The organism is Actinokineospora inagensis DSM 44258 (genome assembly GCF_000482865.1).
In the GTDB taxonomy this organism is placed as follows: Bacteria; Actinomycetota; Actinomycetes; order Mycobacteriales; family Pseudonocardiaceae; genus Actinokineospora; species Actinokineospora inagensis.
Genome location: NZ_AXWW01000091.1, coordinates 1 through 13494 on the forward strand (window position 1 = coordinate 1; position 13494 = coordinate 13494).

At 72.4% G+C, this 13494-nt stretch carries 11 protein-coding genes; 7 read left to right on the forward strand and 4 right to left on the reverse strand.

The window, feature by feature from the left end; genetic code table 11:
• Positions 1-597 (reverse strand): helix-turn-helix domain-containing protein (locus H504_RS44115; protein ID WP_425394078.1); only part of this gene is annotated, 597 nt, incomplete at its 3' end.
• On the opposite strand from H504_RS44115, the gene H504_RS0125430 reads away from it, so the two are divergent.
• From H504_RS0125430 to H504_RS0125445, 4 genes are all read left to right on the forward strand, one after another.
• Complete coding sequence (locus tag H504_RS0125430; RefSeq protein ID WP_051386256.1) at positions 503-2038, forward strand: deoxyguanosinetriphosphate triphosphohydrolase family protein; 1536 nt, start codon at positions 503-505, stop codon at positions 2036-2038. The genes H504_RS44115 and H504_RS0125430 overlap by 95 nt on opposite strands.
• 245 nt (positions 2039-2283) lie before the next feature.
• On the forward strand, positions 2284-5070 hold the full coding sequence (locus H504_RS0125435) for a S8 family serine peptidase (protein ID WP_051386258.1): 2787 nt from the start codon (positions 2284-2286) through the stop codon (positions 5068-5070).
• Positions 5071-5170: 100 nt separating this feature from the next.
• The gene (locus tag H504_RS0125440) at positions 5171-5842 is read left to right on the forward strand and encodes an acVLRF1 family peptidyl-tRNA hydrolase (RefSeq protein WP_026425086.1); all 672 of its coding nucleotides are present in this window, start codon (positions 5171-5173) and stop codon (positions 5840-5842) included.
• Between the two features lie 60 nt (positions 5843-5902).
• Positions 5903-6481 carry a hypothetical protein gene (locus H504_RS0125445; protein ID WP_026425087.1) on the forward strand — a complete coding sequence of 193 codons (579 nt, stop codon included), beginning with the start codon at positions 5903-5905 and terminating at the stop codon, positions 6479-6481.
• A gap of 9 nt (positions 6482-6490) precedes the next feature.
• Here H504_RS0125445 and H504_RS0125450 read toward each other — a convergent pair whose 3' ends face one another.
• Positions 6491-7279: an SDR family oxidoreductase gene (locus H504_RS0125450; RefSeq protein ID WP_026425088.1), complete on the reverse strand. Its 789-nt coding sequence runs from the start codon at positions 7277-7279 to the stop codon at positions 6491-6493.
• A gap of 200 nt (positions 7280-7479) precedes the next feature.
• Between H504_RS0125450 and H504_RS0125455 the strand changes: the two genes are divergently transcribed.
• Together H504_RS0125455 and H504_RS0125460 are read left to right on the forward strand one after the other, a co-directional pair.
• The gene (locus H504_RS0125455; RefSeq protein ID WP_026425089.1) at positions 7480-9108 is read left to right on the forward strand and encodes an ABC-F family ATP-binding cassette domain-containing protein; all 1629 of its coding nucleotides are present in this window, start codon (positions 7480-7482) and stop codon (positions 9106-9108) included.
• A gap of 190 nt (positions 9109-9298) precedes the next feature.
• Positions 9299-9508, forward strand: coding sequence for a helix-turn-helix domain-containing protein (locus H504_RS0125460; protein WP_026425090.1), 210 nt, complete (start codon positions 9299-9301; stop codon positions 9506-9508).
• A 25-nt stretch (positions 9509-9533) separates the two neighbouring features.
• On the opposite strand, the gene H504_RS36940 is transcribed toward H504_RS0125460, so the two are convergent.
• On the reverse strand, positions 9534-10817 hold the full coding sequence (locus tag H504_RS36940; protein WP_084468195.1) for a glycosyltransferase 87 family protein: 1284 nt from the start codon (positions 10815-10817) through the stop codon (positions 9534-9536).
• Between the two features lie 173 nt (positions 10818-10990).
• Here H504_RS36940 and H504_RS36945 point away from each other — a divergent pair, with 173 nt between their 5' ends.
• On the forward strand, positions 10991-12886 hold the full coding sequence (locus H504_RS36945; protein WP_157440626.1) for an ABC transporter ATP-binding protein: 1896 nt from the start codon (positions 10991-10993) through the stop codon (positions 12884-12886).
• Here H504_RS36945 and H504_RS0125475 read toward each other — a convergent pair.
• Positions 12827-13423: a response regulator transcription factor gene (locus tag H504_RS0125475; protein ID WP_026425091.1), complete on the reverse strand. Its 597-nt coding sequence runs from the start codon at positions 13421-13423 to the stop codon at positions 12827-12829. The two genes, H504_RS36945 and H504_RS0125475, sit on opposite strands and share 60 nt — an antisense overlap.
• Positions 13424-13494 lie beyond the last annotated feature (71 nt).

Consider the following 13494-nt stretch of genomic DNA (forward strand, 5'->3'; position numbering starts at 1 on the left):
CACCTCCTCCCAAGGCCGCACCGCAATCTCCGGTACCTCGTCGACCCACCACCCGGTCAACGTGTCGCCGATGTCGTCCAACGCCGCGGCGACCAACCGTGAACCGCGGTCATCCGCCGGACAAGGTTTCCCCGACAACTCAGCGGGAGACACCCTCAGCGCCTCGGCGAGGCCCTCCACCAGGCTTCGCTTCTCCACCGCACGACGACCGTGCTCGATCATGCTGAGGTAAGACTGCGAGATCCCCGCCAGGCCGGCCGTGACCGACATCGTCATCCCCCGCCGCACCCGAATCTCACGGACACGACGACCAATACCCGGATCCTCAACCGTCATGCCCCTCGACGCCCTTTCCGTGCGGCGATCCGCTGACCGGCCCGTGAACACACTCAGCCCCGACCACAGGCACCACCAGCCTACGCAGCGCAGTCTCCCCAGGTCACAGCCGCTCGGGTGGGAGTCGTGCCGACCTCGGTGGTCGGTAGCGCATAGGCTCGGGGGTATGTCCGATCTCCACCAGCGCCGGGTTGAGCGGCGGGTTGGCGGGCGGGGCGTGGACCTGGCCGCGAACCCGTTCCGGGCCGACCGCGATCGCATTGTGGCTTCGCCGTTTTTCGCGCGGTTGGCGGGGGTGACGCAGGTGATCAGCGCGAGTGGGTCGGGGTTGTTGCACAACCGGCTCACGCACAGTTTGAAGGTCGCGCAGGTGGCCAGGGCGATCGCGGAGCGGCTCAACGAGAGCGACGGGGATCTGCTGCTCCGGTTGGGGGGTTGTGACCCGGACGTGGTGGAGGCCGCCGCGTTGGCGCACGACCTGGGGCACCCGCCGTTCGGGCACCTGGGGGAGCAGGTGTTGGACCGGTTGGCGCGGCACCGGTTCGGGTTGCCGGACGGGTTCGAGGGCAACGCGCAGAGCTTCCGGATCATCACCACCACCGACACGAGGGGGCCGGCGGCGGCTGGTCTGGACCTCACGGCGGCGGTGCGGGCGGCGACGTTGAAATACCCGTGGACGCGGCTCTCGCACCCGTCGCCGCACCCGCGGCACCTGCCGGACCCGCCGCGTGGGGCCGCCGGGCCGCCGGACGCCGGGTCGAGCAAGTTCTCCGCCTACGTCAACGAGGTGGACGACCTGGTCGAGTCGCGGGCCGTGTTCGACGGGCTGGTCGAGCCGTGGCAGCAGACGGTGGAGGCGTCGGTGATGGACAACGCCGACGACATCGCCTACGCGATCCACGACCTGGAGGACTTCCACCGCATCGGGGTGTTGCAGCACGCGCCGGTGTCGGCCGAGTTGGGCCAGTGGGAGGACGACCGCGCCGAGTTCGCGAGGCTGGCGGACGTGGACCTGGCGTCCGGTCGCCGCCCCGGTCAATCCCTGGAGCTGCTGCGCAGGCGGCTGCACGCGCGCGACTCGTGGGTGGTCGACGACGACGCGTTCGCCGCCGCGGTGTCCCGGGTGCGCGCGGAGCTGGTGGACGACCTGCTGTCCGTGCCGTTCGACGGGTCGGTCGCCGCGGAGCGGGCCTTCGGCCGGTTCTCCTCCGGGTGGACCGCGCGGCTGGTCGCGGGGGTGCACGTGCTCCCCGACCCGCCGACCCGGTCCGGGCACGTGCTGCTCGGGCCCCGGCAGTGGCACGAGGTGCAGGTCCTCAAGTTCGTGCACCGCCGGTTCGTGTTGCTGCGCCCCGACCTCGCGCTGCACCAGCGCGGCCAGGCCCGGTTGTTGACCACGCTGGTCGAGGCGCTGGAGCAGTGGCTCGGCGACCGCTACGAGGCCGACCGGTTGCCCCGCCGCCTGCACGACCTGGTCGAGTTGGCGCACGCCGAGTACGCCCGGCTCGCGAAGGACGACCCCGGCGCCCTGGTCGGCGCGACGGGGGAGTGGCCGGGGGGCTCGGCGGCGGTGCTCGCCCTCGCCCGCGGCCGGGCCGTGATCGACTTCGCCGCCTCGCTCGCCGACAGCCAGGCGGCCGCGTTGCTGGACGCGCTCTCCGGCCGCACTGGACAGTTCTGGTCGGACGCCCTGGTGCTCTGACCCGCCGTTTCGACAACGGTCGGAAAATACCGAGCGTGACAACCAGACGGTGGTACTCACTCGAACGGTAGATGTCGACCGGTTGGCGCGGAACCTACGTTGGCCGATGTCGGGAGCACCCCCGACATCGGAAGGCGTGGGTCGGGGCACGCACGAACTGGGGAGGACCCGTGCGTTCGTCCGATCGCTCCACCTTATCCAGACTCATCGCCGCGGGCGTGGGCGCGCTCGCGCTGGTGGCGGGGATGACCACCCCGGTCGCGGCGCAGGCGCTGCCTGCGGGCCAGTCCGCCGTGCCGGACGCCACCGCGCGGCAGATCGCGGCGCTGCAGCGGATCAAACAGACCCAGAGCAAGGCCGAGTCCAAACTGGACAGCAAGCTGGCGGTGGAGAACCGGCTGCGCACCGACCGCTCACTGGCCGGGATCGCGCCGACGGTGCGGACCGGTGTGCAGGTCTCCGGCACCGGTACCGTCCTGGTCGACATCACTGCCACCAAGGTCACCGACGACCTCCTCACCGCGCTCACCAAGTCCGGCGCGGGCATCCGCGCCGTGTCCCGGCGCCTGGCGTCGATCCGGGCCGAGGTCCCGTTCGCCGCGCTGACCGGCGTCTCCGATCGCGCGGACGTCCGCAGGGTCGCCACCGCCGACGGCGCGATCACCGCCTCCGAACAACGGACCACCCAGTCCCCCCAGTCCACCCAGCCCGCGAAGCAGGAGTCCAAGGAGCAGAAGGAAAGCAGGATCGCCGCGGCGGTGAAGTCCGCGGTGGCCCGCAAGGGCAAGATCGCCGCCGTCACCAGCGAGGGCGACCGCGCGCACAACGCCGACACCGCCCGCGCCGAGTACGGGGTCACCGGCGTCGGCGTCAAGATCTGCGCCCTGTCCGACGGGGTCGACTCGCTCGCCGTCTCGCAGGCCGCCGGGGAGTTACCCGCGGTCGACGTGCTGCCCACCCAGGAAGGCACTGGCGACGAGGGCACCGCGATACTGGAGATCCTGCACGACCTGGCCCCCGGTGCCGACCTCGGTTTCGCCAGCGCCTTCAACGGTGACGCCAGTTTCGCCGACAACATCCGCGCGTTGCGCACCGACCGGCACTGCGACATCCTCGTCGACGACGTGCTCTACTTCGCCGAGTCCCCGTTCCAGGACGGCCCGATCGCCCAGGCCGTCAACGACGTCACCGCGAGTGGCGCGCTTTACTTCTCCTCTGCGGGCAACGAAGGCAACACCGGCGACGGTACTGCGGCCCACTGGGAGGGCGACTTCCGCGACTCCGGGCGGGGCGTGGGCAAGTTCGCGGGCGTCGCGCACGACTTCGACCCGTCGGCGGCCACCCAGGTCTTCGAACCCCTCTCCGACGCGTCGTCCGCCGCCGTCCCGATCACGCTGCACTGGTCGGACCCGCTGGGCGCGGCGAGCGACGACTACGACCTGTACCTGTTCGACAGCAAGGGGAACGTCGTCCAGTTCAGCCAGGACGTCCAAGACGGCACCCAGGACCCGTACGAGATCCTGCAGACGCCTTCCATCGGTGGCAAGGGTTTGCGCGTCGCGGTCGTGAAGTTCGCAGGCCAAGCCCGTTACCTCTCGCTCTCGGCGCTGCGCGGCCGGTTCGCCAAGTCCGCGGACGGACTCAAGGCGTTCAACACCCCCGGTGTCTCGGTTGGACACTCGGCGGCCCGGCAGGCGTTCAGCGTCGCCGCCGCCCCCGCCGCGAAGCCGCTGCCGTTCGACCTCGAACCCGGCGACCCGGCCAACCCGAGCGGCCCCTACCCGGCCGCGTTCGACGACAAGTCCCCAGTGGAACGGTTCTCTTCGGACGGTCCGCGCCGCGTCTTCTTCCAGGCCGACGGCACGCCGATCACACCGGGCGACGTGAGCTCGACCGGTGGCGAGGTCCGCGCCAAGCCGGACATCACCGCCGCGGACGGGGTTTCCACCAGCGTCTCCGGGTTCAGCCCGTTCTTCGGCACCTCGGCCGCCGCCCCGCACGCCGCCGCCATCGCCGCGCTTGTGTTGTCCGGCAACCCGGGCATCGCGCCGTCGGAGGTCCGCGAGGCGTTGGTGAACACCGCGGTCGACCTCGGTCCGGCGGGTTTCGACGGCCGCACCGGCGCGGGTGTCGTCCTGGCCGACCGGGTGCTCGGGTACACCGGCGCCAGCCCGCAACCCCGGGTCCTGGCGCAGAACCCGACCGCCGTGCCCACCGACGGCGGCGACCTGATCGACCCGGGCGACACCGTCACGGTGACCCTCCCGGTCGCCGACACCGGTGACGCGGACGCGGTGTCGACCAGCGTCGTCCTGACCTCGCCGACCGCGAACGTGGTCATCACGCCGCGCTCGCAGAACTACGGCACTGTCCGAAAGGGACAGACGGTGGCGAGGGTGTTCACCGTGCGGGTCCCGGTCAACCACCCGGTCGGCACCCCGGTGGTGCTCGACGCCAAGGTGACCTTCGCCGCGGCCGCGTCGCCGACCCGGGCGACGTTCAGCTTCCCGGTCGGTCGGCCGTCGCCGGTCACCCAGGACTTCGCCTACTCCGGTCCCGCCGTCGCCATCCCGGACAACAACCCGTTGGGCGCCAGTGTGAGCATCCCGGTCAGCGGCGTCGGCCGGGCGTCGAGGGTGGCGTTCTCGGTCGACGGCGCGACCTGCAGCACCGCCAACGGGGCCACGACGGTCGGCCTGGACCACACCTTCGTCGGCGACCTCGTCGGCACGCTCACCGCGCCCAACGGCGCGGTCGCCACGGTCCACAACCGCAACGGCGGCAGCGGCAACAACTTCTGCCAGGTCGTGTTCGCCGACTCGGCCACGTCCGCCTTCGCCACCGTCGGTTCCGCAGACGCGCCCTTCACCGGCGCCTGGCGCCCCACCACACCCTTCAGCGGTTTCGCCGCCGTGGCCGCCGACGGCGTGTGGACCTACAAGGTCGTGGACGCGGCGGGCGGTGACACCGGTTCCATCCGCGCGGTGTCCCTCCACGTCAACGGCTACCTGCTGCCGCCGACCGGCGGCTGACCCACGGGGGGAGGAGCGGCCGCCCGGTGCCACCCGCACCGGGCGGCCGTCCCCGCGCGCCGGTTGGTCGAGCGGGCGTGACCGCCCGTACCGTTGGGTCATGAGCAGGACACGGGCGGTCGCGGGCGGCGGTCGGGCGGTCGAGGTGCCGGTGGACCGGGTGCCCGGCTGGTTCGACCGGTTCGGCGACCGCCACCAGGGGGTCACCCACACGACCCTCACCGCCGACACGGTCGTGTGCACGGCCGCCGACGGGGCGACCGCGACCATCGCGGTGCCGTTCCCGCCGCTGCCGGTCACCGGCGAGCGGTCCGGTGTGGACATCGGGCCGCTGGTCGAGCACCTGGCCGTGCCGAGGCGGGTCGGGCTGCTGCTGGTGCGCCTCGGCGGCCACAGCCTCGGGATCGCGGCGGCGGGGGAGGTGCTGCTCTCCCGGACCGACCGGCACCTGGTGCACGGGCGGAGCGCGGCCGGTGGGTGGTCGCAGCAGCGGTTCGCCCGCAGGCGGGAGGGGCAGGCGCGGCAGGCGCTGGAAGCCGCCGCCAAGGACGTCGCCGAGGTGCTCCTGCCCAGGGTGTCCGAACTGGACGCCGTCGTGCTCGGCGGCGACCGGCAGGCGCTCGACGTGCTGCGCGCCGACCGCGCGCTCGCCCCGGTGTTCGCGCTGGCCCAGGACAGGGTGCTGGACGTGCCCGAGCCGCGCCGGTCGGTACTCGAGGACGCGGCGGAGCGGGCGTTCGCGGTGGAGGTCGTGGTCCGCGATTCGCGGTGATCTCGGGTCGAGCCACTGGCTCACAGCAGGATCACAGGTCGGGAGCGCACAGTTGGTGGTATGAGCACCACCCCTTCGGACCCGGCCGATCGTCCCCAGCCGACCCAGCCACTGCCCGCCGACCACGGGCAGCCCACCGGGCAGCCCATCGCGGCCGAGCACTCCACCCAGTCAGAGCACGCCACCCAGGCCCAGCCGGGGCCGCAGGCTGAGCAGCCCGCCCAAGCCCAGCAGCCGGTCCAGCCCATCCAGCAACAGCCCGCGTACGGGCCGCCCCCGCCGCCGGTGCGGCGCCACCGCTCGGTCAGCGTGCTGGTGACCAGCCTGGTCGGTGCGGGCACCCTGGTCGTCGGCGGTGTCGCGGGCTTCGCCATCGGCCACGCGGGCGACCACGACCGGCCGGGGTACTCCCGCCAGGTCGAGGGCCGCGGCGGACCGGGGATGAACCGGGGCGGCCCCGGACAGCACCGGGTCCCGGTCAACCCGGGCAGGCGCGGCGGTCAGCCCCGCAACAACCAGCAGCCCGGCAACCAACAGCCGGGTAACCAGCAGCCCGGCAACCAGGGCAACCAGCAGCCCAAGCCGAGCCCCACCCCGCAGCCGTCACCGAGCACCGCGCCGACGACCACCACCGGCTGAGCCCGGAACTCAGCCCAGGGTGCCGTTGACCAGGAGGCCGCCGTCCACCCGGATGGTCTCCCCGGTGATCCACGACGCCCGCGGCGAGGCCAGGAAGGCGACGACCTCGGCCACGTCCCGCGGCGTGCCCAGCCGCCCCAGCGGGTACGCCGCGGCCGCCTCCTGCTCACGCCCCTCGTAGAGCGCGGCGGCGAACCGGGTCTTGACCACGCCCGGCGCCACCGCGTTGACCCGGATGTCCGGCCCGAGCTGCGCGGCCAGTTCCTCGGTCAGCAGCAGCAACGCCGCCTTGCTCGCCCCGTACGCCGCGAGCGCGCCGGACGGTCGCAGCCCGGCCACCGAGGCGATGTTCACGATCGACCCGCCGTGCTCGCGGAGCCACGCCCGGTGGGCCAGTTGCACGTACCCGAGCGCGGCCACCACGTTGGTGTCGAAGATCTTGCGCACCCCGTCCAGGTCCACGCCGACCAGCGGCCCGTACACCGGGTTGATGCCGGTGTTGTTCACCAGCACGTCCAGCCCGCCCAGCTCGCCGACTGTGCGTTCCACCACGTCCGCGCGGTCGGCGTCCCGGCCGGTGTTGCCCGCCACCGCCAGCACCCGCGCCCCCGGCACCTCGGCCAGGATCGACGCGGCCGCCTCGTCCAGGTCGGGCTGCTTGCGCGAGGTGATGGCGACCGCCGCCCCGCGCCGGGCGAGCTCGGCCGCGATGGCCAGCCCGATGCCCCGGCTCGCGCCGGTGACCAGCGCGACCTTCCCGGTGAACTCACTCGACTCGATCGACTCGGCCGCGTCCATGAACTCGAGCGTAACCGGGCCGAATAGCACTGGCGTCGGCCGGATAGAATGGGTTCGTGGTTCTCGCCGCAGTTCTCTTCGACGACGTGGTTCTCTTCGACGGAGTGGTCCTCATCGACTGATGGGCGGCCGGGCTCGCGCGTCACGGCACGCGAGCGGACGACCCCTGCCCACGACCACCCCACCCACGGAGCTTCCCCTTGATCACCGCCACTGACCTGGAACTGCGCGCGGGCTCGCGCATCCTGCTCGCCGACGCCACCCTGCGGGTGCAGGCGGGTGACCGGATCGGCCTGGTCGGCCGCAACGGCGCGGGCAAGACCACCACGCTGCGCGTGCTCGCCGGTGAGGGCGAACCGTACGGCGGCGAGCTGCGCCGCACCGGCGAGCTGGGTTACCTGCCGCAGGACCCGCGCGAGGGCGACCTGTCGGTCACCGCGAAGGACCGGGTGCTCTCCGCCCGCGGCCTCGACGAGCTGCTGCGCGAGATGGAGAAGGCGCAGACGGCGATGGCCGAGCACGCCGACGACGCCAAGCGGGACACCGCGGTCCGCAAGTACGGGCGGCTGGAGGAGCGGTTCGCCGCGCTCGGCGGGTACGCCGCGGAGAGCGAGGCGGCCCGGATCTGCTCGAACCTCGGCCTGGCCGACCGGGTGCTGGCCCAGCCGCTGCGCACCCTGTCCGGCGGTCAGCGCCGCCGAGTGGAGCTGGCCAGGATCCTGTTCGCCGCCTCCGAGTCCGGGGTCGGCGGCGGCGCGGGCACCATCCTGCTGCTCGACGAGCCGACCAACCACCTCGACGCCGACTCGATCACCTGGCTGCGCGGCTTCCTCAAGGGGCACAACGGTGGCCTCGTGGTCATCAGCCACGACGTGGAGCTGCTCGGCGACGTCGTCAACAAGGTGTGGTTCCTCGACGCGACGCGCGGCGAGGTCGACATCTACAACATGGCCTGGAAGCGCTACCTGGAGGCGCGCGCCGCCGACGAGAAGCGCCGCCGCCGGGAGCGGGCCAACGCCGAGAAGAAGGCCTCGGTGCTGATGGCCCAGGCCGACAAGATGCGCGCCAAGGCCACCAAGGCGGTCGCCGCGCAGAACATGATCAAGCGGGCCGAGAAGCTGGTCTCCGGACTCGACGAGGTCCGCCAGGCGGACCGGGTCGCCAAGATCCGCTTCCCGGACCCGGCGCCGTGCGGCAAGACCCCGCTCACCGCCGAGGGCCTGAGCAAGTCCTACGGCTCGCTGGAGATCTTCAGCGGCGTGGACCTCGCCATCGACAAGGGCTCCCGGGTCGTGGTGCTCGGCCTCAACGGCGCGGGCAAGACCACCCTGCTGCGGCTGCTCGGCGGCATGGAGACCGCCGACGCGGGCACCGTCGTCCCCGGGCACGGGCTGCGGTTGGGCTACTACGCCCAGGAACACGAGACCCTCGACCACTCCGCCAGCGTCTGGGCCAACATCCGGCACGCCGCGCCGGACACCCAGGAGCAGCAACTGCGGTCGCTGCTCGGCACGTTCCTGTTCACCGGCGAGCAGTTGGACCAGCCCGCCGGAACCCTCTCGGGCGGCGAGAAGACCCGGTTGGCGCTGGCGGGCCTGGTCTCCAGCGCCGCCAACGTGCTGCTGCTCGACGAGCCGACCAACAACCTCGACCCGGCCAGCCGCGAGCAGGTGCTCGACGCGCTGCGCCGCTACGCCGGGGCGGTCGTGCTGGTCACGCACGACCCCGGTGCGGTGGAGGCGTTGGAACCCGAGCGGGTGATCCTGCTCCCAGACGGGACCGAGGACCACTGGTCGGCCGAGTACCTCGAACTCGTTCAGCTCGCCTGAAATTGGCCGTTTTGCTGGGATCTTGTATTCACAGATCACGCTGAGTCCCGAAGTCGGCATCCGCGGTGAGCGAGCGGCGCGGCGCAACCATTTGCGCGTCTCGTCTGGCATTTCGCGCGGCGGTGTTCGATCATTGCGGCGGTAGGGGTCATCCGTGGCCCCAGCCACTCGCGACGGAAGGCGGGACAACGTGGCTGACCTCAAGAAAGGCGCGCGGATCACCGGAGCCACGCGCGACAAGCTTGCCACAGACCTGAAGAAGAAGTACGAGAAGGGCGCCAGCATCCGGGCGCTCGCGGAAAGCACCGGCCGTTCCTATGGATTCGTGCACAGAGTCCTGTCGGAGTCGGGGGTGACGCTGCGCGGGCGGGGCGGGGCCACCAGGACGAAGAAGAAGTAGCCCCGACCGGGCCACGCCGTTCGGCTCAGGCCGGGCGGGCCTTGTCCCGCGGGGTGCCGTCCACACTGGAGCGTTCGGCCGGTGCGGACACCCCGGTTCCCACCCGGTTGGCCGCGGCGAACCCGATCGCCGCGCCGAGCAGGACCACCGGGTACACCAGGTAGCCCCACCGGGTCGCTGGCGCGAGCACGATGGCGGCGCCGAGTCCGACCGCGGTGCGCAGTACGGCGTCCGCCGCCGTCCGCGGTGGACGGACCAGGACCCAGGTCGCCGTGGCGGCGGCGGCCAGTCCCAACAGGACGAGCGCGGTGGTGTGCCCGGCCGGGCCGAGGCTGGCCAGCAGGTGACCCGGCAGCGGGCTCGACGCGGGCGATGACGCGCGCCCGAGCCCGACCGGGAACTTCACCACGTGCTCGACGAACCTCGTCGGGTCGGCCAGCAGCACCGGCAGCACCAGGGCCGACCCGACCGCGGCGAAGGCGACCGCGGCGGCGCCGAACGCCTTGACCCCGCGGGTGGCGGCGATCCCGACGGCCAGCACCGCGGCGGCGGGCAGCGCCGTGAACTTCATCGTCACCAGCACGGCGCACAACGCTCCGGTCCACCATGGACTGATCGCGCCGGGTCGGTAGGCGACGGCGGTGGCCAGCACGACCAGCGCGACCACGGCGATGTCGTCCCCGGCGACGGCCAGGGTGAGCACGGTCAGCGGGCTGGCGACCACCAGGTGCGCGGCCCGCACCGGCAGGTTCGGGCGGCCGAGCACCCGCCACGCCAGCAGCAGCGCGGCCGCGGTGACCACCAGGAACGCCACCCGGGCGTCGGTGAGCGGGTGGTCGCCGAACAGCGCCCGCGGGAAGCCGAACACGGTCATCGCCGGGCCGTACGGGGTGTAGTCGTCCGGGGTCGGCGGGCGGCCGAGGGCGGTGAGGTCGATGTACGGGTTGCCGTGCGCGAACAGCTCCCCGGCCGACCGCTCGATCACCCACACCTCGGGCTGCGCCGGGAACGACCACGGCCACGGGCCCCACACGTAGTTCGGCGCCCGCCGGAACGCCAGGTACAGCAACGGGGCCACGGCGCCCAGCGCCGCCACCACCCACACCGGCACCCACCGCGACCCGCGACCGGTGGTGATGATCCGCGCCGTCAGCGCCACCGCGACCAGGTAGCCGACCGTCGCGCAGTTCCCCCAGACGCGGTAGCCGTAGAACTCCGACGCGATGGCGGTGACGACGGCGAAGACCGCGCCGCCGCCGTAGATCGCGATGTCGAGCCACAGCGACCGACGCGCGGGTGCCCCCTGCATTCGTCCGCTGTCCTCCGTCGTCCGCCTCGGCTGGTTCCGCCCAGCAGGCTACCCACCCCCGGGGTGATCTCGCCGATCGGGAACGGGAACCGGGGCCGTGGCGTTGCAAGTCACCGGTAAGCGGGTCGGGTAGCCGGTTTTCGGGAGGCGCTGTGGACAGTCCGCGCAGGTTGATGGCGGGCGTGGTCAAGGCGGCGGACGCGCCGCGCGGGGTGCGCAAGGGCACGCTGCGCCGGGTGTTCCGGTTCAGCGCGCGGCACCGGCGCAGGCTGGTGGTGTTCCTGCTGGTCACGGTGCTCTCGTCCGGTCTCGGCGTCACCATGCCGCTGCTCGCCGGGTGGGTGGTGGACGCCATCGTCGGCCACCGGTCGGTGCGGACGGTGGTGTGGCTGGCGGTGGCGATCGCCGCGATGGCGGTGATCGGCGCCGTGCTCGGGGTGGCCGAGCGCTGGCAGTCCGCGCACATCGGCGAGGGCCTGATCTACGACCTGCGGCGCACCGTGTTCGAGCACGTCCAGCGGATGCCGGTGGCGTTCTTCACCCGCACCCGCACCGGCGCCCTGGTGAGCAGGCTCAACAACGACGTGATCGGCGCGCAGCGCACCTTCACCTCGACCCTGTCCGGCCTGGTCGGCAACGTCATCCAGTTGGTCCTCTCGCTCGGGGTGATGTTGACGCTGTCCTGGCAGGTCACCGTGCTCGCGCTGGTACTGCTGCCCGTCTTCGTGCTGCCCAGCAGGCGGATGGGGCGGTGGATGGCCGACCTGCAACGCGAGGCGGCCAGCCTGTCCGCCGCGATGACCACCCAGATGACCGAGCGGTTCTCCGCGCCCGGCGCCACCCTGGTCAAGCTGTTCGGCCGCCCCGACGCGGAGGCCGAGGAGTTCGGCGCGCGGGCCGGTCGGGTCCGCGACATCGGGGTGCGCACCGCGATGGCGGGCCGGTGGTTCATGACCGCTTTGCAGTTGGTCTCCGCGCTGGCGCAGGCCCTGGTGTACGGGCTGGGCGGGTACCTGGCGCTGACCGGCCGGATAGCGCCGGGCACCGTCGTCGCCCTCGCCCTGCTGCTGACCCGCCTCTACACGCCGCTGACCGCGCTGGCCAACGCCAGGGTCGACGTGATGACGGCGCTGGTGTCGTTCGAGCGCGTGTTCGAGGTGCTGGACCTGGTGCCGATGGTCGCCGAGAAACCGAAAACCACGCCAATCCCGAGCGGCCCGGTGTCCGTCGAGTTCGACAATGTGCGATTCGGTTACCCGGCCGCCGAGAACGTGTCACTGGCCTCGCTCGAGGAAGTCGCCGTGCTCGATAAGCGGGGCGGGCACGAAGTGCTGCACGGTCTGTCGTTCCGGGCCGAACCTGGCCGGATGGTGGCATTGGTGGGGCCGTCCGGGGCCGGTAAGTCAACCATCGCCAGTGTGGTCCCGCGTCTCTACGACGTGGATTCCGGAGCCGTCCGACTATCCGGGATCGATGTCCGCGACCTCTCCTTCGCCGACCTGCGCGCGACCGTCGGCGTCGTCACCCAGGACGGCCACCTCTTCCACGACACGATCCGCGCCAACCTGGTCTACGCCCGCCCCGAGGCGACCGACGACGAACTGTGGGCGGCGCTGTCCGGCGCCCGACTGTCCACTGTGGTCGCCGCGCTGCCGGAGGGCTTGGACACCGTGGTCGGTGAACGCGGCTACCGGCTCTCCGGCGGCGAACGCCAGCGGTTGACCATCGCCCGGCTCCTGCTGGCCCGCCCGTCCGTGGTCATCCTCGACGAGGCCACCGCGCACCTGGACTCGGAGTCCGAGGTCGCCGTCCAAGAGGCGCTGACCGACGCCCTGCGCGACCGCACCGCCCTGGTGATCGCCCACCGGCTGAGCACGATCCGGGCCGCCGACCTGATCCTGGTGGTGGAGGACGGTCGCATCACCGAACGCGGCACCCACGAGTCCCTCCTCGCCGAGGGCGGCCGCTACGCCACCCTGCACCGCACCCAGTTCGCCACGGTCGAGTCGCTAGATCCAGCCCTCCTCCCAGGCGACCCGGGCGGCGTCGTGGCGGGAGGTGACGCCTAGCTTGGCCATCGCGGAGGACAGGTAGTTGCGGACAGTGCCGTGCGCGAGATGCACGGCCGCCGCGATGTCGAGCACCGAGCCGCCCGCCCGGGTGTGCCGCAGTACCTCCAGTTCGCGGGCGGTCAGCGGGCACGCGTCCTCGGTGAGCGCACTGGCGGCGATCTCGGAGTCGACGTAACGGGCGCCCTGGTGGACGTCGCGGAGGATGGCGGCGAGCCGAGCGGCCGGGGTGGTCTTCGGCACGAACCCGCGCACCCCCGCCGCCAAGGCCCGGCGCAGCACACCGGGACGGGCGTGCCGGGTCACGATCACCACCGCCGTCCGCCGCCGCACCGCCTCAGCCGCCGCGATGCCGTCGAGGCGGGGCATCTCCAGGTCCAGCACAGCGATGTCAGGGCCGTGTTCAGCGATCGCACGCACCGCCGCCTCACCGTCACGGGCCTGAGCGACCACACTGATGTCGGACTCCAGTTCCAACAACGCCGCGAGCGCCCCCCGAATCAGATCCTCGTCGTCGGCCAACACCACCCGGATCACGAGACCGCCGCCTCGCCGGTGAGGTGGAAGGTGTTGGTGTCGCGGCGTGCGCGAATGACGGCGTCGAGGGA

Bases quoted from the DNA above. Each gene is read 5' to 3' on its own strand.
- H504_RS0125445 (WP_026425087.1), top strand. From the start codon at position 5,903: ATGAGCACCACCCCTTCGGACCCGGCCGATCGTCCCCAGCCGACCCAG.
- H504_RS36940 (WP_084468195.1), bottom strand. From the start codon at position 10,817: ATGCAGGGGGCACCCGCGCGTCGGTCGCTGTGGCTCGACATCGCGATC.
- H504_RS0125430 (WP_051386256.1), top strand. From the start codon at position 503: ATGTCCGATCTCCACCAGCGCCGGGTTGAGCGGCGGGTTGGCGGGCGG.
- H504_RS0125440 (WP_026425086.1), top strand. From the start codon at position 5,171: ATGAGCAGGACACGGGCGGTCGCGGGCGGCGGTCGGGCGGTCGAGGTG.
- H504_RS0125450 (WP_026425088.1), bottom strand. From the start codon at position 7,279: ATGGACGCGGCCGAGTCGATCGAGTCGAGTGAGTTCACCGGGAAGGTC.
- H504_RS36945 (WP_157440626.1), top strand. From the start codon at position 10,991: ATGGCGGGCGTGGTCAAGGCGGCGGACGCGCCGCGCGGGGTGCGCAAG.
- H504_RS0125435 (WP_051386258.1), top strand. From the start codon at position 2,284: ATGACCACCCCGGTCGCGGCGCAGGCGCTGCCTGCGGGCCAGTCCGCC.